This window comes from Parabacteroides sp. KHUB-01 (genome assembly GCF_056640935.1).
The window spans coordinates 1,860,263-1,882,990 of record NZ_CM153256.1; the positions used below are offsets into that span (position 1 = coordinate 1,860,263).

Here is a 22,728-nt window from a genome sequence, read left to right on the forward strand (position 1 = left end):
AAGTCAAGGAGTTATTCTTATGTCTGAAACCTTGTCAACTTGTAAACTCGTAAACTTAAAAACTTAAAAACTTAAAAACTTAAAAACTCAAAAACTAATAAACTCAAAAACTTAAAAATATGGCATTACAAATCACAGACGCAAACTTCAACGAATTGGTTAACTCAGGCAAACCAATGGTTTTGGATTTCTGGGCAGAATGGTGCGGTCCATGTAGAATGGTATCTCCAATCATCGACGAATTGGCTCAGGAATATGAAGGTCGAGTAACAATCGGCAAAATGGACGTTGACAACAACGACGATGTAGTAGGACAGTTCGGTGTCCGCAACATCCCAACAATCCTTTTCTTCAAGGATGGAAAAGTTGTGGATAAAATCGTTGGCGCAACAAGCAAAGACAAATTCGTTGAAAAAATCGAAGCTTTGTTGAAATAACAATCAAAGTCTATAAAAAACAGAGACACAGATAACAAAGAGGTTCTCCTCTATAATTTCTGTGTCTCTGTCTTTTTATATAAAATCCCATCACTCACGCGAAAGTACCCCTCTCAGAATATGCCTCTTTCCCGGAGGACCAGGCAAACGCTCCATCTTGAACCCCGCAGCCTGCATACCTCGCCTCACATCACCTTTGGCACAATAGGTTACAATCACCCCACCATCATTCGTATGCGAAGCAAGCCGTCTGTAAATCTCCTCATTCCACATTTCCGGTTGTTTCTCCGGAGCAAAAGCATCAAAATATATAAGATCAATATTCTCCGGAATATCACACTTCGCAATATCCCCCTCAATCTTACACAGAGTGAATAAATCCGTAATATCCACACACTCATTCCACGGAGCCGAATGTAACTCCTTGAAAAAATGTGCTCCCTCACTCCATAGCAGCTCACCATAATTGAGCTTCGACACAATATCATCACCCAGCGGATACAGCTCAGCAGAATAATATTCAATCTTCCTTCCAGTTTCAAGCGATTCACGCAACGACAGCAAAGCATTCAGACCGGTACCGAAACCAACCTCCATTATCCTCACCACCGGTTTATCCAACGAGCGCAAACCCGCATTAATAAAAATATGCATCGACTCCTGAGCCGCCCCATTCACCGAATGATAATGTTCATTCATCTCCGGAATAAAGAGGGTATGCGACCCGTCAGCAGTTATTTGTAATTCTCGAGACATAGATTTTAGTTTTTTAGTTTTTGAGTTTTTAAGTTGACGAGGTAACAAGGCTACAGAAACTCTGTTGAAGGTATTGCAAAAATAGAAAGGAGCTCTGAAGGTGCGACACCTTGGCTGAAAGCCTTTAATTTTACAGCGTAGGGCAACGCCCTACGTTTTTGACCGTTACATACCAAATACGCCCTGAAATGGCATAACTTCACTCAGTTCCGTCCTTCCAGGGCTTACTGTATGGTATATGCTTTGAAACACAGGGCGTTGCCCTGTGCTATATAATTTAAGGCCTTCAGCCAATATTCTACACCTTCTTAACTACTTGACTTCATAACTCCTTAAATCCTCACTCCCACTCCGGAGCCTCACACCCCATCAAATTCTCCACAAAGAAATCATGCATCTTATGCAGTTCAAACGGGCCACCAAGGCTATGAGTCTTACCCGGCAAATACAACTGTTCAAAATTCTTATTAGCCTTCATCAACTCACTCACCACCTGCAAAGTAGAAGCCGGGTCAACATTATCATCCAGCTCACCGTTGATAAGCAACAGCTTACCCTTCAAACGCCATGCATTGTCCACATTCGAAGACTCACTGTATGACTTATCTATCGGATAACCCATCCACTGTTCATTCCACCATATCTTATCCATACGGTTATCATGGCAACCACACAAAGCCACAGCCACCTTATAGAAATCATTATGGAAAAGCAAAGCCGCCATAGCATTCTGTCCACCTGCCGACCATCCATAGATACCCACCCGGTTAATATCCATATAAGGATACTTCTCGGCAGCAGCCTTAATCCACGCAATTCTGTCAGGGAAACCGGCATCCTTCAGATTCTTCCAGCAAACATCATGGAAAGCCTTAGAGCGGTTAGCCGTACCCATACCGTCAATCTTCACTACAATAAATCCAAGTTCAGCAAGCTTAGAGCAAAGATGATCCGTAGCCTTGAAATACTTCTCCACATGCGAATCATGCGGACCGGCATAAATCATCTCCACAATAGGATATGACTTCGACTCGTCAAAAGTAGTCGGACGGATAATCTTACCCCAAATATCAGTCTTTCCGTCACGTCCCTTAGCATGGAACACCTCCGGCATCTTCCATCCCTCAGCATACAACTCACTGATATCACTCTTTTCCAGCTGAGCAATAACCTTACCGTCCGAAGCACGGCGCACCACAGAAGTATAAGGCATATCAGCCCGTGAATAAGCATCCACAAAATAAGTTCTGTCAGCCGAAGGAGTCACCTGATGGTTAGCATTCTCCGGAGTAAGATCCTTGAATCCCGTACCATCCATATTTATACGGCAATAATGCAAATGATAAGGATCCTCATCCTTGTTGAATCCCGAAGCATTGAAATAAATCACACCCTTCTTCTCATCCACGAAGTCAACAGTTCTGACCACCCATTCACCTTTCGTAATCTGGCGGATAACCTCGCCATTGCTGCCCATCAGATAAATATGTCTCCATCCGTCACGTTCCGAAATCCACAGCATCTCCTTGCCATCCTTCAGGTCATGGCGATAGCGCACATTATAATAGAAGAAAGTAGGCACCTTTTCGTCAACAAGATGAGTAATCTTGCCAGTCTCAGCATTCACCTCACCCACAATATAACGCTGGTGACCACGCTGGTTGAATTCAAAAGTAAAGCCCCTTCCATCCTTTCTCCAACCGGTCAGATACAAATTGAACTGGTTCTTATATAAATCAGTCTCAAGCGGCACCTGCTTACGAGTCTCCAAATCGAAAAGCACCGGCAAAGAAATAGAAAGCGAATCCCCCGGCTTAGCATAATCCCTCCATTGCAGTATAGGCTGCAACTGAGTAGAAGGTCTCGATTCCAGCAAAGGAATACGTCTTTCCTTCACAGCATCCACCCTCAGCGTAGCAAGCTTCTTTGAGTCAGGCGACCACAAAATCCATTTGTCATAATAGTCCTTACCCCCGTCAGTAGTCTTCAGGATAATCTCATCCGGATTATTTCTCTTTCTCACATACAGATTATTCTCAAAAATATAAGCCTCCATAGTGCTGTCCGGCGACACCACAATGCTGTCCGGCTTCCACCATCTCCTAGGCTTATGCTCCTTCGTCAAAGCATCTTTCAGCTTTGCATTCTTACCTGTAAGATACTTGGCAAGACCTTCCTTGCTCTCAGCCTTCTCCTTCTTGCCGGTCTTGGCATTCACCAGATAATAGAAAGTACCATCCTTCTCCTTATTCTTATAATAGAAAAACTGAGAATCCTCAAGCCATCCGGGAGCAACAACTCCGGAGCAATACACCTTACGTTCAATATTCAATATAGAATCCGACCGCATATAATCCGATTTCGTTACCTGGGCATCAGCCTGAGTCCAGGATGTCAATGCTGCGATGCAGCAGGATAAAATGATTTTTTTCATATAGATTTTTGAGTTTATAAGTTTGTTAGTTTTTGAGTTTGTTAGTTTTTGAGAAAAAAGGCTGTAAGCCTTCTTATAGCCCAGGGTGTGAGCCCTGGGGACTATGATTTCCCTATATTTATTTAAGCTCTGAAGGAGCGAAAAATATAATCCTATTATGTCACCCCCTTCAGGGTTTTGTTTGGTGGGGTGGTACCTCCCAACCCAGGGCTCACGCCCTGGGCTATCAAATCCAGATTTCTCCGGATTTGTACAAGGCATTCTGCCTTATTTTTGAGTTTTTAAGTTAACCCCTTCAATTCTCATCCCCCTCCACCTCTCAATCATCCTCCTCGCAATACTCAACTTCTGAGGCAACTCCGGAAGATTATCAATAGTAAAGAAGCGACCCGCCGAAAGCTCATCATCCTGAAGCCTGATCTCCCCGGACTTATAATCAGCAAAAAAACCAATCATAATCCCGCTCGGATAAGGCCACGGCTGACTGTCGAAATACTGAATATTCTCAATCTCCAACCCCGTTTCCTCGCGCACCTCACGTCGTACACATTCCTCCAGAGTCTCGCCAACCTCCAGGAAACCGGCAACAAGCCCATAAAACGACCCCTTGAAATTACGCGCATGAACAAGCAGAATCTCCTCCCCCCTGCGAATCAGAACAATAATCGCCGGCGAAATACGAGGATAAACCTCCTGTTTGCAATTGGAACAATATTTACTCATCACCGTATTCTGCACCATAGGTCTTCCGCACGCCGGACAGAAACGGCTGTTCCTGTCCCAATGCACCATCTGAAAAGCCTTCCCTGCCATCTTATACTCAGCAGTTGTAAGCACATTCCACGATGCACGCAAACCTATCCACTCATACCCCTCATCCATAAAATCCGACGAATCCACCGATGCCGCCTTAGCCTCCGTCCCGTCAGCAAAAGGCACGCATAGCGAATGATCCACCTTCATTGGAGAATCAGCAGAAAAAGGGACAGAATACCTATCCCCCTCCTTCCTTAACAGCAATTTATCTTTGTCAAAAAGAAACCAATAACACAATTCAACACACATAGATTTATTGTTTAGGGAACAAGGTAACAAATATAACTGATTTTAATTATAAGTATCACCGTTTACACTAATTTTAATATACTTCATTGGTATATACAAAAAAGTGTTCACTGTCTTGGATTAAAAAATTTGACCTAATAAGAATGTTATGAAAGAGTATAATACACGTAAAAAAAACGTTATTATTCGGAAATGGTCCAGCTTTATACTGAATTAGTTTATAGTATCGGACATATATCACGAATATTTTCTCTCAGTTATGTTACTCTAAGCACTTTTGCTGAAGAACGCAAAGACAAAGAATTCGATATGAAAGCAAACTCATCTACAGCCCGAAGTAAAATAGAGTATAATGAGGAGGTTAAAGCATTAAGAGTAGAAATCGCCCATTTGAAAAATAATTGGATAATGCCCAGATTAAAGCAGAACTGTATAATGTGGAAAATATAAAGTCACTTGACCCACTATTATACTCTAAATTGACCCATCAAAAAAATATTAGAATTAAGTAGAGAAAAATGCATTTTAACCCGGGTCAGTTTCAATTATAATTCTTTATAGCAGATACTACTTCTTTTTAGCATTAATCTTTCTTACAGAATCTCCCGTTAGTTCAATTTTGTGTGCCGTATGTACAATTCTGTCCAGGATTGCATCAGCTAAAGTAGGATCTCCAATTGCATCATACCAGCTTTCAACTGGAAGTTGTGATGTTATTATGATTGATTTTATTCCGTGTCTGTCTTCTATTATTTCCATAAGTATTGACCTTTCCCTGGCATCCAGTCCTATAAGAAAGAGATCGTCTAAAATAAGCAGTGAACACTTTTCAATTTTTTTCATCTCAGATTCTATAGTTCCCTTGTTTTTGGCCATTTTAAGCTGTCCCATAAGCTTTGACGCATTGGAGTATAAAGTTCTGACTCCATTTTTGCATGCTTCATATCCTATTGCTGAAGCTATATAGCTTTTACCTGTTCCGGAGCTTCCTGTGATAAAAATATTCTGTCCGTCTCTTATAAAATCAAGAGAAGCAAGTCTCTCGAGCTGGTTCCGGTCAAGGTTCCGTTTTATTGTATAGTCTATTTTTTCCATATATGCCTTATATCTGAAGTTTGCAGATCTTATCAGTCGCTCAATGCTTACATTGCGTCTGTAATCATACTCGCTTTCAAGAAGCCATTTCAGGAACTCATCGTTTGTCATACCATCAGAGGATGTTGTCCTGCAGTCATTCCTGTATGTTTCAAGCATACCGTAAAAACGTAATTTGGAGAGTAACTCCATTATTCTGTCCATATTTTTTCCGACAGTTCTGTTTGTTTTATTATTACTTGTCATTTTTATCCATATTTTTAGAGTTAAAATAATCCTTACCTCTGAGATTTCTGTGTTTAGGGGTAAGTTCAGGAGCAAGCCCCTCCATTTGTATATGATACTTTTCATCTTCCCTGTTTACCAGAAGGCTTTCAAGTTCGTTGAACCCGAACATGCAGGATTCCATTGCTATCTGGCATGCAAGAACCACTCTGTCGTGTCCGAAACATTCCACAAGACATAATATACCATCAGCTGAACGTATAGCCTGAACAGGATATTTTTTGGCAACAGCCACCAACTTTATATACTCTTCCACTACCGGGTCTATTTCACGTGCCTTGCGGTATATATCATCCATTCTGATTCTGTATTCATGTAGTACTCCGGGAAGTTTATGGGAAGGTTTTTCTGAATAAGTGAAAGGTGTATCATCCCTGCGATGTGTCGTTATGTGTCTGAATTTATGATATATCTCCACTGTGTCCCCATCATACAGTAATTCTACAGCATCGCCTATATACTCTTTAGGAACACTGTAATAGTGATTGTTAAGCGATACATAACTGTTTTTCATGACAGTTGCCGTTTTCCGGTTTTTTGATATAAATCTTGTTGCCGGCAATATATGTAGCCTGTCTTTCTCGACCTCGAGGAAACGCTCCCTACGGCTGTAGCTGCGGTTGTACATCTTTCGGCTGTTCAATGCGTCAGTATGTTTCATTATTTCTATGTTCAAGGCTTCAATATCATTGAATTTCAATCCTGTCATCTTTGAATATACCTCCCTGTAAAGCAGTCTTACAGCATTTTCAACCAAAGCCTTGTCTTTGGGTTTGCGCACTCTTGCCGGAAAGACAACACAACCATAATGGTCTGCAAATGCCGCAAAGTCATCATTTATTACAGGCTCTATTCCACCGGGCCTTGTTACGGCAGATTTGAGGTTGTCGGGAACTATGGCATTTGGTACACCTCCAAAATAATGGAAAGCATTTTCACATGCCTGGATAAGATATTCTTTCTTTTGCGATGGTACAGCCTCGTAATAAGTAATCTGACTGCATGGAAGTATCGCAGCAAAGACTTCTACGGGAACCTTATCACCCGTATTCCTGTCTGAAATATAAAGTTTGTCACCGGCAAAATCCACATACATCTGATCACCAGCTATATGATCTATGCGTCCAACCGGTATTTTTACCTCCCTTTCACGTCTGAGATACAGGCAGAATGAACAATAACTGTAACCTTGGGGACGGTTTCTCAGATACTCCTCATACAAGGACCTTCTTGTTGTTCCACGGGATTTAAGTCGTTTAATGTACTCAGGTATATGTTCTTGAAGATACTTATACTCTGCAGATCCTGTTGATTCGTTGTCAGTCTCCGTACCGAAAAGTTCATGCAGATGATGCTCGTCCATTTTCAACAGGCGTTCCAGCTCTATACCCATATCCTCGTATATTCGGATATACCGTTTTACTGTATTACGTGAAATCAGAAGAGAAGAACTGATACTACGGATACTCATTCCTGACTGGTAGCACCGCAGTATGTGCTTGATTCTTATTTTCATTCTTTAAAATTTTTATTCGGTTAATGATACCGGGTTAAAATGCTTTTTAAAGTACAAAAACAAGACTGAAATGTGGTAATTCTATAGGGTCAATTTTTATTATAATCTAAGTGGGTCAGTTTCGGTTATAAAGGTGGGTCAGGTGATTTTTATAATAGTGGGTCAAGTGACTTTATATTTTCCAGGTCCAACGGGATTGTTGAAAAAGCAAAATGTAAGGGCGGATTATGCCTTCAAGCTTGAAGTCGTTCGTAATGTTGAAGAAAATAATATAACTTTGCTGGATGCTTCGTTGAAGTATAATGCAAGTGCCAGTCAAATCAAGGTATGGCTAAAAGTCGCCAGGACTCAAGGTTATGATGCTTTAGCTATCACCAGGCCAAGAGGCCGCCTACCAAAGAATGCCATGGGAAGATCAAGGAAAAAGAAACCGGAAGAAATGACAGAGTTGGAACGTCTCAGATACGAGAATGAGTGCCTGAGGGCTGAGAATGCTCTGCTAAAAAAAGTGAAAGCCTTAGTAGAAGCAAGAGACGCCCGTCTCAAAGAGATTGGGCGGAAGCCATCCAAGAACTAAGGCAGGAGCATGATCTCGAGATTCTTCTGGAGAAGACAGGGATGGCCAGATCCACATTCTACTACCATACGAAAAGGATGTTAGAACCTGACGGCTACAATGATGCAAGAAATGCAATCCGAAAGATATATGATCGTCACAGAGGACGTTATGGCTATCGAAGAATAACTGCCCAGCTGCGTAATGACGGTATGCACCTTAACCACAAGACCGTACAGAAACTTATGGTAGAGATGGACCTATATGGCAAGCGAAAGACGGCAAAGTACAAGTCATATAAAGGTGAGATCGGAACGGTTGCGCCCAATGTCATTGACAGAGACTTCACGGCAACTGCACCTAACCAGAAATGGGCAACTGACGTGACTGAAGTCAAGATAAAGGACAGGAAGATATATCTTTCTCCTGTCCTGGATATGTTCAATGGGGAGATAATATCTTACACAATATCATATCGTCCGGACCTGGAAATGGCAATGAAGATGCTGGATAAAGCGTTCAAGAAAACTGATATACCGGAAGGACTCATACTACACTCTGATCAAGGATGGCACTATCAGCATCAGAGATACCAGAAGGCATTGAAAGACAGGAATATCGTGCAAAGCATGTCACGTAAGGGCAACTGCCTGGACAATGCCATGATGGAGAACTTCTTCGGACTTTTGAAGAATGAATTGCTATATTTGCAGGAGTGGGACAGCGTTGAACAGTTCTCAAAGGAACTGGTTAAGTATATACGCTACTACAACAATGACAGGATCAAACTGAGGCTGAATGGAAAGAGCCCGGTACAATACCGAGCCCTATTCCAATCGAAGTCCGCCTCCTAATATAATGTTAAACCGTCCAACTTTTGGGGGTCACATCAAACTTGAATCCCGTATTTTCCATTTACACAAAATATTTTATAGTGTCATTTTATTCTACTTCCGGTTATTCCGGATTATTTTTCCGGTGTATATGAAAATGTGTATAGTTCATGTTCATTCTGAGTATATGCTTCCATAGCTGCTCCTGCTATATTTATACTACCTGATGCTATAGCTCCAGAAAGGCCGAAATCACTGGCAACAGTGCCATCCTCCATTTTTCCAGATACTACTACTTGAATTTCTTCTGCAAAATAGTATGCTGTATCTGTATTAAAAGCAGGAACTTCTGCTTTTGGTTTGGCTGTTACATTACAATAATAATTGACTTCTTCCCCTGTATAAGGAACTGTCACATTATGGCTCAATCCTTCTGTTATTGTAATCGTTTTCTCTTCTACTCCGGTATTATAGCTTACTTCTATATCAAAGTATTTAAACCAATTTTCCGAAAGGTTAATTGAATATTTAACATTTACGTCTGTAAGTTTGTTTGTTTCTTCTTCAATCGGATCTTCTTCATCTTCGCTACAAGATGAAAATGTAATACTACCGGCCAACATTGCCATACATAAAACTGCTGCTTTAAATAAAATTTTAGCGTTCATTTTGTAAAGGTTATTTATTAATAAAATTGATTTGCAACTACAAAGATACATAGTTCTTAGCAAAATTCTGTCTCTTCAGCCAAACAACCCCATTACTGATGTCTAGTCTACTTACTTCCTCGTCAACTCCTCTGCCTTCATATTTTTTCCTTTTTCAAACAAATCCCCTTATATTTGTGTTTATAATAAAATAGTTGACAAGGCGAACCTTATCCTCCCCTCGTCAACTTGTCAACTCGTTAACTTGTCAACTGAAACATGAACAAATGGATTAAAATATTAAGCTGGTTTTTCCTTATTCCTATAGGGCTAATCCTTCTTGTATCCATACTGTTATACATCCCTCCTATCCAGGATTTTGCCGTACGAAAGGCGGCGGAATATGCTACTGAAGCGACAGGGATGAAAATAGGGATAAAGAAAATCAGGCTGGATTTTCCTCTTAACTTCACTATCGACGGGGTGGAAATTCTTTCCGACGCTGCCGGCACCGATACTATTCTGGCGATGAAACACCTGGGGATAAGCATCAAGCCTTTGCCTTTGCTGAAACAGGAGGTGCTGGTGAAAAGTGTGGATTTGCAGAGCGCAAAGGTCAACACCGGTAATCTTATCGACGGTTTGAAGGTGAAAGGTATGGTGGGCCGCTTCTATCTTGTTGCCGACAGGGTGAAACTTGGCGAACAAAAGGCGGTGGTGAACAATGCCCGGCTTGAGGATTCGGCTATTACTCTCCTGATGGGTGAACCGGCTGAAGAGGATACTACGGCTTCGGAACCGGTGAACTGGAATATCGGACTGGAATATGTTGGGCTGGAAAATGTTTCGTTTGCCTTGCAAATGCCGTCGGACACTTTGCGAATTGCTTCGTTTATAAAAAAGGCGGCGCTGAATGGAGGGGAGATTGACCTTGGTAATTCTATATATAAGGTTGGTAAATTTACTGTCAACGGTTCAACGGCGCAATATGACGCGTCGTTTGAGGCTCCTGCTGAAGGGCTGGATTTCTCGCATATTGCTCTTTCGGATATTGAAATTGACTGGCGTAACTTGATTTATGCCGGAAAGAATATGGATGCGGACTTGAGGACTTTCTCTTTCAGCGAGCGTTCGGGTTTGAGGGTGGACTCTGTTGTGGGTCTGATGCACTCGGACAACCACCAGATTCATATCCCGGATTTGAAAATCAGGACTGCGCATTCAAAGATGGACCTGACGGCTACAGTGCCATGGAAGTCGCTCGACAAAAAGCCAAAGGGTAATATGCAGGCTGTGTTCACTTCATCATTCGGCAAAGAGGATTTACTGATTGCTGGTGGTAATCTGTCAACTCCTTTCGTTCATGCTTTCCCTGAGCAGCCTCTTAAAATGAGAGGTGAAGTGGAGGGTAATATGGATATGCTTTATCTGAACAGTTTTGATGCTGAATGGGATAATATCCTGAATTTGCAGACAAGGGGTATAATGCAGAATGCAGCCGACGAGAAGAAGAGAAACGGAGAAGTGGAGGCGATTCTGAATTCTCATAATCTAGATTTCCTGAAAATGCTGTTGTCACCGAAAGACAGGCAGATGTTCAATATTCCGCGTAATATGGAACTGAGGGCGAATGCAAGGGTGGCTAACGGTACGTATGAGGGTGAGCTTTCGTTTATCGAAGGTCGTGGTGTGGTGAGTATGGACGCACGATATACTCCGGAAACGGAAAGTTACAGCATGAATGCAAGGATTGACAGTCTGGAGCCGGTTCACTTTATGCCTCAGGATTCTCTTATGTGGCTTACTGCCGAGTTCAATGCGGAGGGCAAAGGTACGGATATATTCAAGCCTTCAACAAGTATTAAAGCTGAGGGCAAGATTAAGGATATTGTTTATGGCAAGCGTTCGGTGTCTGATGTGAATATAGATGCTTCGCTTAAGGAAAATTTTGCCCAAGTGGATTTGGTGAGCCGTTTCCCTCTTGCCGAAATGGATATTACCCTGAACGCTACTCTTAAAAAAAATGATATCAGCGCTATGCTTATAGCGGATATGCAGCATATTGATTTGCACAAATTGCATCTGACTGATGCTCCGCTATCTACTTCTTTCCAGATTTTTGCAGAGGCTTCGACGGATACTTATAAGAAATATGATGCGGATTTCACTTTGGGTAACTGGGAGATTGAGACTCCGAAGCAGACTGTCAGACCTAAGAGTCTTGTGCTGAAGGCTCATAGCGACAAGGATACTACGGCTCTGGCTTTCCATGCGGGTGACCTGGGAATTACTCTTTCAGGCGGAAAGGATATTATGGGACTTGCCGACCAGTTCTCGAAAGTGATGGACAATGCTAATATGCAGATGGAAAAGGATTCCGTGATAAAGCTGTATGCCCTGCGTCCTCTGCTGCCGGATATGAAACTGGAGATAGAAGCGAAAAGGGATAATCCGGTGTTCAATTATTTGCAGATGTATTATGTGGAGTTTGATGAAATGGGATTTGTGGCACGTACTTCTCCAAAAGATGGCTTGAGCCTGAACGGGGGTGTGTTCCGCATTGCAAGGGATACATTTGAAATTGATACGGTAAGGTTTGATGTGCGCCAGGATACTGTGGGTATTTTCTATAATGCTCAGGTGGTGAAGCATAAGCATCGCAAGCAATTGCCGTTCAAAATTGATATTAACGGGCAGTTGCAGACTACATTTGCCGATGCTTTGCTGAGATTTGCCGACGGCAGGGACAGTACGGGTGTGCTCTTAGGTGCCCGCATTGGCAAGGATGAAAAAGGCGGCGTGAATCTTCATCTCTTCCCGGAGGAGCCAGTTATTGCATTCAGGAAATTCAAGCTGAATCCGGATAATTATATTTCATACCACAACGAGAAGAATGTGGAGGCTGATTTTGAGCTGAGGGGTGAGAACAATGCTGCTCTGAGAGTTTATTCTGTTATGCCGGACAGTGGTATGACGGAATTGCATGCGGAGTTGAACCAGATTGACCTTGATGTTATTTCAAAGGCATTTCCTACTTATGTTCCGCCGTTGCAGGGATTGCTGAATGCTGATATGCAATATGTACCTTCGGACAGTTCGTTTATGGTGGTTTCGGGTATGAGTGTGGACAGCCTGCATTACGATAAGGGGCGTGTGGGTGATTTGCTGATGAACCTTGTTTATCTTCCGATGGGTAAGGATGAGCATCAGGTGGATATGCATATGCTCAGGGACGGGAACGAGATTGTTTCGGCTACGGCTTCGTATAATGCTACTCCTGAGGATGACGAGAAAGATGATATCAACGGTAATCTGCTTGTGTCGGCTTTGCCTCTTGAAATGCTGAATGCTTTCATTCCGGATGGTATGGCTAAGTTGTCCGGATTGCTGAATGGCGAGCTGAATATTGCCGGTCATACCGACGAGCCGGATATCAGCGGATTTATGCAAATGGATACGGCAAAGATGTATATTGCTGCGGCAAATTCGTCTCTGACCTTTGACAACAAGAAAATCAATATAAAGGATTACAAAATCAATTTCAACAAATACAGTATTCTTTCTGCCGGAAAGAATCCGTTTGTGATTGACGGTAATATCAACTTTGAAAATCCGTCATCTATGGTTGCCGACCTGAAGCTTACGGCAGACAATATGCAGCTGCTGAATGCCAAGAGGACAAAGAACAGTATGGTGTATGGCAAAATCATGGTGGATATGAACTCTACGGTTAAAGGTCCGTTGGAAAGTCTTGTGATGAGGGGTAATCTGAATTTGCTGGGTGGAAGTAATTTCACTTATGTGCTTACGGATTCTCCGCTTACGGTGCAGGACCGTCTGTCGGGTCTGGTGACTTTCACTTCGTTTGCTGAAGATTCTCTGAACCGTGGAAGGGTGAAGCCGGCGGAGCTTAAGCTTGGCGGTCTGGATATGCTGATGACGGTGCATATCGACCAGGCGGTGCAAATCAATGTGGATCTTACTCCGGACCAGTCGAGCCATATCAACCTGGAGGGTGGCGGGGATTTGTCGTTCCAATATACTCCTATGGGGGATATGCTGCTTAACGGAAGATATACGCTTTCGGGTGGTACGGTTAAATATAGTTTGCCGGTGATTCCTCTGAAGGAATTCAAGGTGCATGATGGCAGTTATGTGCAGTGGACGGGGGATATTATGGACCCGACTCTGAATCTGACTGCAACGGAAAGGATAAGAACGAGTGTGGCAATGGCTGACAATTCGTCCAGAATGGTTAATTTTGATGTTGGTATCTCCCTTACAGAAAGATTGGAGAATCTTGGGCTGAAGTTTATCCTGGATGCTCCGGAAGATGCTTCGGTGCAGGAACAGCTGGCGAGGATGGGCGATGAGGAACGCTCGAAGCAGGCTGTGAGTATGCTGGTTACGGGTATGTATCTTGCCGGCGGTTCTACGGCTAAAGGCGGAATGAACATGGGTTCGGCTCTGAACAGCTTCCTGCAGAGTGAGATTAATAATATTATTGGTTCGCAAAGTGCCATAGATATAAATCTTGGCATGGAAAGTTATGACAATAATGGGGACGGGACGAAGCGCACGGATTATTCTTTCCGTTTCGCGAAGCGTTTCTATAACGACCGTATCAGTGTTATCCTGGGCGGACGTATATCTACGGGTGAGGATATCAACCGTGGACAGGCTCAGCCTTTCATCGACAATGTGTCGGTTGAATACAGGCTGGACCGTACCGGCACAAGATACGTAAAGCTTTTCCACAACAAGGATTACGAGAGTTTGCTTGAAGGCGAGCTTACGGAAACCGGCGCCGGTATTGTGTTAAGAAAGAAAATGCAATTCCTCAGGGAGCTGTTTGATTTCAGGAAGAAGAAGAAAGTGGTGACGGAAGAGGAAGAGAAGGAGAAAGAGGTAAAGAGTGAGGAAGGAGAAGGCTGAAAGCCTTGCACAAATCCGCAGCTGGATTTGTTAGGAGGGTGTGAACCCTGGGAAAACTAGGCTGAAAGCCTAACACAAATCCGACTAGTCGGATTTGATAGCCCAGGGTGTAAGCCCTGGGTTAACAACGACACCACCCCTCCCCAAAAAGCCCTGAAGGGGCGAAACCTCAATTCGCATTGTACGCCCCTTCAGGGCTCATTTTACATTTTGCATCTGTAACCCAGGGTTCACACCCTGGGCTATAGGAAGGCTTTCAGCCTTAATCGCAATATTGTATTCCGACTACATATTTATTCAATTTGTGTTATATCAAACCCATAAACATCAATATATAATTTTCACAAACATAATTATCGTTGCTGAACATAGGCTGAAGGCCTTACACAAATCCGTCAAGGCGGATTTGATAGTCAAGGGTGTGAACCCTGGGGAAACAACAACAATTATCACAAACACGATTATTGTTGCAGAAACTAGGCTGAAAGCCTAACACAAATCCGACTAGGCGGATTTGATAGCCCAGGGTGTAAGCCCTGGGTTAACAACGACACCACCCATCCCCCAAAAGCCCTGAAAGGGCGAAACCTCAATTCGCATTGTACCGCCCCTTCAGGGCTCATTTCACATTTTGCATCTGTAACCCAGGGCTTACACCATGGGCTATAGGAAGGCTTTCAGCCTTAAGCGCAATATTGTATACCGCCTTCATATTTGTTCAATTTGTGTTATATCAAACACATAAACATCAATATATAATTTTCACAAACATAATTATCGTTGCAAAAACTAGGCTGAAAGCCTTGCACAAATCCGTCAAGACGGATTTGATAGTCAATGGTGTGAACCCTGGGGAAACAACAACAATTATCACAAACACGATTATTGTTGCAGAAACTAGGCGGATTTGATAGCCCAGGGTGTAAGCCCTGGGTTAACAACGACACCACACTCCCCCAAAAGCCCTGAAGGGGCGAAACCTCAATTCGCATTGTGACGCCCCTTCAGGGCTCATTTCGTATTTTGCATCTGTAACCCAGGGCTCACACCCTGGGCTATAGGAAGGCTTTCAGCCTTAATCGCAATATTGTATACCGACTACATATTTGTTCTATTTGTGTTATAGCCAACACATAAACATCAATATATAATTTTCACAAACATAATTATTGTTGCTGAACATAGGCTGAAGGCCTTGCACAAATCCGCTTTTGCAGATTTGTTAGCCCAGGGTGTGAACCCCGGGTTAACAACGACACCACCTCTCCCCCAAAAGCCCTGAAAGGGCGAAACATTATATATGCCCAAAATCACATTATTAAAAAATTATCATTATTACATACATAATTATTGCATATAACATATATATATCATACCTTTATGATTATTTCTGAAACTTAAACTATGAAATTATGGCTCAATCACTATCACAAAATTACATCCACATTATTTTCAGCACAAAAAACAGAGAAAAGACTATTCGGAACGAAGATTTATCTACAATCCATAATTACATCCGAACCATATTGGTAAAAATTAATTGTTTACCAATAATAATTGGAGGTACGAATGACCATATACACATATTATGCAGCCTAAACAAAAATTTAAGTCTTTCAAATATGGTCAAAATAATAAAATGTAATTCTTCACAATGGATAAAGGAACAAAACAAATTATATTCGGAATTTCTATTGGCAAAGTGGTTTTGGCGCATTCTCTGTTAGCCAATCTAAAATTGAAATTGTGAAAAGATACATTTCCAATCAGGATGAACATCATAAAAGAATTAGTTTTATTGATGAAATAAAAACATTTTTGATTGAATATGGTGTTTGTTTTGATGAAAAATATTTATGAACGGAAGGGGGTACCGCCCTTTCAGGGCTTTTTAGAGAGGGGCGACATTTGACCCAGGGCTCACACCCTGGGCTATAAGAAGGCTTTCAGCCTTAAGCGCAATATTATATTCCGCCTACATTTTTGTTCAATTTGTGTTATATACAACACATAAACATCAATATATAATTTTCACAAACATGATTATTGTTGCTGAACATAGGCTGAAGGCCTTGCACAAATCCGTCAAGACGGATTTGATAGCCCAGGGTGTAAGCCCTGGGTTAACAACGACACCACCCCTCCCCCAAAAAGCCCTGAAGGGGCGAAACCTCAATTCGCATTGTACCGCCCCTTCAGGGCTCATTTCGTATTTTGCATCTGTAACCCAGGGCTCACACCCTGGGCTATAGGAAGGCTTTCAGCCTTAAGCGCAATATTGTATTCCGCCTACATTTTTGTTCAATTTGTGTTATATCCAACACATAAATATCAATATATAATTTTCACAAACATGATTATTGTTGCTGAAACTAGGCTGAAAGCCTAACACAAATCCGACTAGGCGGATTTGATAGCCCAGGGTGTAAGCCCTGGGAAAACAAAGATACCCCCCTCCCCAAAAAGCCCTGAAGGGGCGAAACTTTAATTCACATTGTACCGCCCCTTCAGGGCTCATTTCGTATTTTGCATCTGTAACCCAGGGCTCACACCCTGGGCTATAGGAAGGCTTTCAGCCTTTCAACCCTTGAATCTGATACCTTATCTACTCGTTACATTTTCAACTTAAAAACTCAAAAACTTAAAATTATTATTTATATATTCGGATTGTGATTCTCAATAACAATAACAACAAAGAGACCCGCTAGCTTGTTAACTAATAAACAAACTTAAAACGATATGTCAAAAAACATATACATACTATTTATACTGCTTCTGGCGACCGCCTGTTCAACAACCAGGAATTTACCGGAGGATGAGATACTGTACACCGGTATCAAAAAAATCAATATCACTGAACAGGACTCCACTGAGGCAGGAGACATTACCATAGAAGAAATTGAGGCGGCACTTGCCTACCCCCCAAACAATGCTTTGCTGGGAAGCTCGTCCGTAAGGATTCCTTTCCCATTCGGTTTGTGGATGTATAATGCCTTGGTGAAGAAAGAAGGGAAAATTGGGAAATGGCTTTTCGACAAACTGGCGGCAAAACCAGTATATATGTCGAATGTCAATCCTGAGGTGCGCGTTAAGGTTGTTCAAAATTTGCTGAAAGAATACGGGTATTTCAGGGGGAATGCGTCTTATGAGGTGGTTCCTAATCCTAAGGATCCAAAGCAGGCAGGAATAATCTATAATATTTCCATGCGAAATCCTTATACCTATGACAGTATTATTATGATGAGAAGAAAGCATCGTACGGATACTCTTGTAAGGGAAAGAAGGTATGAGACTTTACTTAAAAAGGGTGATAATTTCAATGTTACGGTGCTGGAGGCTGAAAGGCAGCGTTTATCTTCCATTCTAAGGGATAATGGTTTCTATTATTTCCGTCCTGAATATATTACCTATCAGGCAGACACTACCCGTGTGCCGGAGAAGGTGGATTTAAAAATTATCCGAACTCCGGGTATCCCGTCTGAGGCTTTGAGGCAGTGGAAAATAGGGAACATTGATATTTACCTGAACGGGTATAATAATGAGGTGCCTACAGATACGGTTAGTTATAATAATATCACTTTCCATTATGAAGATAAACTACGTGTGAGGCCGGCAGCTATTTACAGAAGGATGAAGCTTACACCGGATATGGTTTATTCTGCCAAGAAGCAGGAGGCGACTCACACAGCTCTGGCAAGACTGGGGATTTTCAAATATGCGGAAATGCAATTCTCGCCAAGGGACAGCAGTAAGGATTGCCGTACTCTGGACCTGAAAATCAATACGGCTTATGATTTGCCTCTGGACGGTGAGCTGGAATTGAATGTTACGACTAAGAGTAACAACCAGACTGGTCCGGGTGCTATTTTCAGTGTTACGAAGCATAATATTTTCGGTGGTGGCGAAACATTTGGTGTACAGCTGAAAGGTTCGTATGAGTGGCAGACAGGTAACCGTGTGGATGGTTCGTCTTCACTGATGAACAGTTATGAGTTCGGGTTGAGCAGTACCCTTACTATCCCTCAGCTTATTTTCCCGGGGTATCTGAACAGGGAAACGGTTTATCCGTCGAGCACTACATTCAGGATATATGCGGACCAGATGAACAGGGCTAAGTTCTTCAAGATGCTGTCATTCGGTGGTGGGGCTACGTTTGATTTCCAGTCGTCGCCAACAAGTCATCACTCTGTGGTACCGTTCAAGCTGGCGTTTAACAAATTGCAGCATACTACGGCAAATTTCGATTCTATAGTGGGTGAGAATCAGGCTCTGGGACTCAGTTTGCAAGATCAGTTTGTGCCATCGATGAGCTATACATATACATATGATGATGCTACGGTTAAGACTAAGAAACATCATTTGTGGTGGCAGACTTCGTTTACTCAGGCGGGTAATGTTTTGGGAGCTGTATATATGATTGCAGGCAACAAATTCATGGATGCAAACAAGCAGTTGCTAGGTAATCCTTTTGCCCAGTTTGTGAAGCTGACAAGTGAAATAAGATATAACCGGCAGATTGCAAAGGGGCATAATCTGGTGGGAAGACTTATGGCGGGTGTGCTTTATGGTTATGGTAATGCTGAGGACCATTCTACTCCATACAACGAGCAGTTCTATATTGGTGGTGCTAACAGTATCCGTGCTTTCACTATCAGAAGTATTGGTCCAGGCCGTTTCATTCCGGATACAAACAACAAATACGGATATATCGACCAGACAGGTGATTTGAAGCTGGAGGCCAACCTGGAGTACCGTTTCCCGATTTTCGCGGATTTGTATGGTGCGACATTTCTTGATGCCGGTAATATATGGACAATACATAATGATCCCAGCAGGCCGGGTAGTCAGTTGAAGTGGGGTTCATTCCTTAATGACCTGGCTCTTGGTACTGGTCTAGGTCTCCGTTATGACCTGGATTTCATCGTACTCCGTTTTGATTGTGGTGTTGCCCTGCATGTTCCGTATGATACGGGTAAGAAGGGGTATTATAATATTCCGAATTTCAAGGATGGGTTGGGGTTCCATCTGGCGATTGGGTATCCGTTTTAAGGATGAGGGATGGGAAGTTATGCCCTTTCAGGGCTTAATCCAATATCAACATTCAATCATTTAACTTTTTCTCTGCGAATTGTATCAGGTATAACGTAATTATGATTAAATAATTTCAAATCCTCATCAGTAACGCCAAGATTCGTTTTGACTTTGCTGAATAGCTGATCCATCAAATCTATTGTCATTACATATGTACCACAATATATTCTATATTCAAGCATAAGACTTAAATTTTCTTTGTTTGAAAGCAATGCGTTGGCACCATCTATATAAGAATCAAAATCAGTTAAATAATTCTTTTGGCTTATATTTCTATAAATCCTCTCTTTTGCATAACTCATTTTTGATGTCATATCATTCAATACGCGTTTTGTGGCAAATATTTCTCCGATTATACTTATATTCACAACATTATCTACGGATTTCCAGACTTCTATGCTATTGTTAAACACATTATCTGCAGACTCGTCATAGGCTGTACAATGAAAGCTGTATATATAATTATAACAGGCATTTACCAGTTCCTTTGGCACGTATTTTATACTATCAGGGTAATAATTCTGTATTTCTTTGAATACTGAATCTACAAATAAATATTCTTCTTTTTTAGATTTGGAGTGTTCCAAAAAATCGTGAATGTTATACATACATATCAGTTGGATTCTCTTTTCCATCTGCTCATTGTTCTTCTTATCCAAATAATCCGATATTGCAAAAGTAATGCCAATACCTAAAAGGGAACCTATAAAACAGCTTGTAAAACTGTCCCACCAACCTCTGTTTACACCATAAATTCCTTTTATAAAATTCTTCATAATCTGTTATTAATTTCTTATAGACGTGCAAAGATAACTCTTATTAGCAAACCTCTTCCAGAAAATCTATTTTCCAGATACAAAAAAACCAACTAATTCATACTACATAATATGAATCAGTTGGCTTTTGCTTTATATAATGAATAACTCTATTTCTGTTTATTCCTCAGTTTCCTCACTTACAAATCTTACAATCCGCACACTTCGCAAGCTCACCTCTGAAACGCTTTTCTACAAGTTTGTGGAGACGGTCCTTAAGTGCCTCAACACGTACATGGTCGATAACATCGGCTGTGAAGGCTACGCTTAGGAGCATACGGGCTTCGTCGCGAGGAATACCACGGCTCTGCATATAGAAGAGAGCTGATTCGTCGAGCTGTCCTGTTGTCATACCGTGTGAACATTTCACATCGTCCGCATAGATTTCCAACTGAGGTTTGCTATACATACGGGCTTCGCGAGTCATACACAGGTTGCTGTTGGTCTGGTATGCTTCTGTCTTGTCCGCTCCCTGACGAACGTAGATACGTCCGCTGAAGGCTCCAACAGAATGGTCGTTCAGGACATTTTTGAACAACTCATTACAATGGCAACGGGCTGCATTGTGGGCAACGTATGTATATGTGTCGAGTTGCTGTTCCTTATCCAATACTGACATACCACAAAGAGAGAGGTTGGCTCCTTCTCCATCAAGATATGCGTAATAATTGTTTCGGGTAAGTCCGTTGGTAAGAGTTACTCCATTTACAACAACAGATGATGATGCTTTCTGGCTTACGTGAAGAGAAGAGAAACGGGTTGTTGAAACCGAGCTTTCTTCCAAATCGTAATAGTCGAAATGTGCATTTTCAGCAACAAAGATTTCGATTACCTGAGTGGCAAGGAATTTAACATCGTCAATGCTATGGTCGCATACAAGCATCTTGGCTTCGGCATTGTCCTCAACAATTACCAGGACACGGCGGTTTGCCATCATATCCACATCGCTGCGGAAAATGTTGACAAGCTGAATAGGACGTTCCACTACAGTGTTTTTTGGAACATAGAGTACGAAACCATCCTGAACAAGCATAGTGTTGAGAGCAACTATTCCGTCAGTCTGAGGTTTTGCAAGCTGTGCATAATACTTAGATGCTATTTCCGGGTGTTCTGTAGCGAATCTTTTCAAGCTTCCTGCAAATACGCCTTCCGGAAGATGAGCCTTTGGAAGCTCTTTTTCACAGAAAGAATCATTGATTACGAAATAAAGTGAAGTGCTCAAATTAGGCACATCACAACGGAACACATCATAAGGATTTACAGGAATTTCCAGACGGTTCAGGTTCAGTCCGTAGTCCGGAGCAAATACCTGAGCCACGTCGGTATATTTATAGTCTTCGCTCTTCAATGAAGGGAAACCTTTCTGCTCGAATGCAGCAAGGGCTTCGGTACGAGGACGGTTGATAACTTCGGCTGAGTGCCGGCATATCATGTCTTCGCATTGAGAGAAGAGGGTTATATATTGCTGTTCGGATTTCATAAATTATTCTCCCATTTCTTTTTTAATCCAGTCATATCCCTTTTCTTCAAGTTCGAGGGCAAGTTCCGGACCTGCAGTTTTAACGATACGTCCTTTGTAAAGAACATGGACGATATCCGGTTTGATATAGTCGAGCAAGCGCTGATAGTGTGTGATGACTATTGTTGAATTTTCTGCTGTTTTCAGCTTGTTAACACCGTTTGCTACTATACGAAGGGCGTCAATATCCAAACCACTGTCTGTTTCGTCGAGGATAGCCAGTTTCGGTTCAAGCATTGCCATCTGGAATATCTCGTTACGTTTCTTTTCACCACCAGAGAAACCTTCGTTCACACTGCGGCTTGCAAGTTTGTTGTCAAGTTCAACAATGGCACGTTTCTCGCGCATAAGTTTCAAGAAGTCTGTTGCAGATACTGGTGGAAGTCCTTTATATTCACGATGAGCATTAACTGCTGCGCGCATAAAGTTTACCATACTTACTCCCGGTATCTCTACAGGATACTGGAAGCTCAGGAACATTCCTTCACGGCTACGGTCTTCCGGAGAAAGCTCCAGAACATTTTTGCCGTTGAAAATAACCTCTCCTTCGGTTACTTCGAATGCAGGATTACCGACCAGTACACTGCTAAGTGTACTCTTTCCGGAACCGTTAGGTCCCATGATGGCATGTACTTCTCCAGGTTTTACTGTAAGATTAATGCCTTTCAATATTTCTTTGCCGTTGATATTGGCATGTAAATTCTTTATTTGTAGCATTTTTAGTTTTTGAGTTTTTGTGTTTTT

General features: G+C 42.1%; 13 protein-coding genes and 2 pseudogenes. 6 read left to right on the top strand and 9 right to left on the bottom strand.

Translation table 11 applies throughout. From position 1 onward, the window contains the following. Nucleotides 1-119 precede the first annotated feature (119 nt). Nucleotides 120-437 (top strand): thioredoxin, encoded by a 318-nt coding sequence (gene trxA / locus ACYIAR_RS08280; protein ID WP_480333405.1) that lies wholly within the window; start codon nucleotides 120-122, stop codon nucleotides 435-437. 90 nt (nucleotides 438-527) lie between these two features. Here trxA and mnmC2 read toward each other — a convergent pair whose 3' ends face one another. From mnmC2 to istA, 5 genes are all read right to left on the bottom strand, one after another. After that, the gene (gene mnmC2 / locus ACYIAR_RS08285) at nucleotides 528-1,193 is read right to left on the bottom strand and encodes a tRNA (5-methylaminomethyl-2-thiouridine)(34)-methyltransferase MnmC2 (RefSeq protein WP_480333407.1); all 666 of its coding nucleotides are present in this window, start codon (nucleotides 1,191-1,193) and stop codon (nucleotides 528-530) included. Between the two features lie 340 nt (nucleotides 1,194-1,533). Further along, entirely contained in the window at nucleotides 1,534-3,627 is a 2,094-nt protein-coding gene (locus tag ACYIAR_RS08290; protein ID WP_480333409.1) for a S9 family peptidase, read from the bottom strand. Between the two features lie 267 nt (nucleotides 3,628-3,894). After that, entirely contained in the window at nucleotides 3,895-4,692 is a 798-nt protein-coding gene (nudC, locus tag ACYIAR_RS08295) for an NAD(+) diphosphatase (RefSeq protein ID WP_480333411.1), read from the bottom strand. Between the two features lie 567 nt (nucleotides 4,693-5,259). Next, nucleotides 5,260-6,033 (bottom strand): IS21-like element helper ATPase IstB, encoded by a 774-nt coding sequence (istB, locus tag ACYIAR_RS08300; RefSeq protein ID WP_480331376.1) that lies wholly within the window; start codon nucleotides 6,031-6,033, stop codon nucleotides 5,260-5,262. Then, a complete protein-coding gene (gene istA, locus ACYIAR_RS08305; protein ID WP_480331378.1) occupies nucleotides 6,023-7,588 on the bottom strand; it encodes an IS21 family transposase in 1,566 nt (521 codons plus the stop codon). The genes istB and istA overlap by 11 nt, the downstream gene beginning before the upstream one ends. 196 nt (nucleotides 7,589-7,784) lie before the next feature. Between istA and ACYIAR_RS08310 the strand changes: the two genes are divergently transcribed. Both ACYIAR_RS08310 and ACYIAR_RS08315 read left to right on the top strand, forming a co-directional pair. Continuing rightward, on the top strand, nucleotides 7,785-8,165 hold the full coding sequence (locus ACYIAR_RS08310) for a helix-turn-helix domain-containing protein (RefSeq protein ID WP_480333413.1): 381 nt from the start codon (nucleotides 7,785-7,787) through the stop codon (nucleotides 8,163-8,165). Beyond that, nucleotides 8,150-8,998 (top strand): annotated as a pseudogene (locus tag ACYIAR_RS08315) (IS3 family transposase); the annotation flags it as partial. The gene ACYIAR_RS08310 and the pseudogene ACYIAR_RS08315, both read left to right, overlap by 16 nt. Nucleotides 8,999-9,111: 113 nt before the next feature. On the opposite strand, the gene ACYIAR_RS08320 reads toward ACYIAR_RS08315, so the two are convergent. Further along, the gene (locus tag ACYIAR_RS08320) at nucleotides 9,112-9,645 is read right to left on the bottom strand and encodes a hypothetical protein (protein ID WP_480333415.1); all 534 of its coding nucleotides are present in this window, start codon (nucleotides 9,643-9,645) and stop codon (nucleotides 9,112-9,114) included. 258 nt (nucleotides 9,646-9,903) lie between these two features. On the opposite strand from ACYIAR_RS08320, the gene ACYIAR_RS08325 reads away from it, so the two are divergent. From ACYIAR_RS08325 to tamL, 3 genes and pseudogenes are all read left to right on the top strand, one after another. Then, nucleotides 9,904-14,559: a translocation/assembly module TamB domain-containing protein gene (locus ACYIAR_RS08325; RefSeq protein ID WP_480333417.1), complete on the top strand. Its 4,656-nt coding sequence runs from the start codon at nucleotides 9,904-9,906 to the stop codon at nucleotides 14,557-14,559. Between the two features lie 1,412 nt (nucleotides 14,560-15,971). Beyond that, a pseudogene (tnpA, locus tag ACYIAR_RS08330) lies at nucleotides 15,972-16,419 on the top strand (IS200/IS605 family transposase). 879 nt (nucleotides 16,420-17,298) lie between these two features. Then, nucleotides 17,299-19,608: a translocation and assembly module lipoprotein TamL gene (gene tamL / locus ACYIAR_RS08335; RefSeq protein ID WP_480333419.1), complete on the top strand. Its 2,310-nt coding sequence runs from the start codon at nucleotides 17,299-17,301 to the stop codon at nucleotides 19,606-19,608. Between the two features lie 56 nt (nucleotides 19,609-19,664). Here tamL and ACYIAR_RS08340 read toward each other — a convergent pair whose 3' ends face one another. The 3 genes from ACYIAR_RS08340 to sufC form a co-directional block, all read right to left on the bottom strand. Then, complete coding sequence (locus ACYIAR_RS08340; protein WP_480333421.1) at nucleotides 19,665-20,426, bottom strand: hypothetical protein; 762 nt, start codon at nucleotides 20,424-20,426, stop codon at nucleotides 19,665-19,667. 175 nt (nucleotides 20,427-20,601) lie between these two features. Continuing rightward, complete coding sequence (gene sufD / locus ACYIAR_RS08345) at nucleotides 20,602-21,945, bottom strand: Fe-S cluster assembly protein SufD (protein WP_480333423.1); 1,344 nt, start codon at nucleotides 21,943-21,945, stop codon at nucleotides 20,602-20,604. A 3-nt stretch (nucleotides 21,946-21,948) separates the two neighbouring features. Further along, the gene (gene sufC / locus ACYIAR_RS08350) at nucleotides 21,949-22,701 is read right to left on the bottom strand and encodes a Fe-S cluster assembly ATPase SufC (RefSeq protein WP_480333425.1); all 753 of its coding nucleotides are present in this window, start codon (nucleotides 22,699-22,701) and stop codon (nucleotides 21,949-21,951) included. Nucleotides 22,702-22,728: the final 27 nt, after the last annotated feature.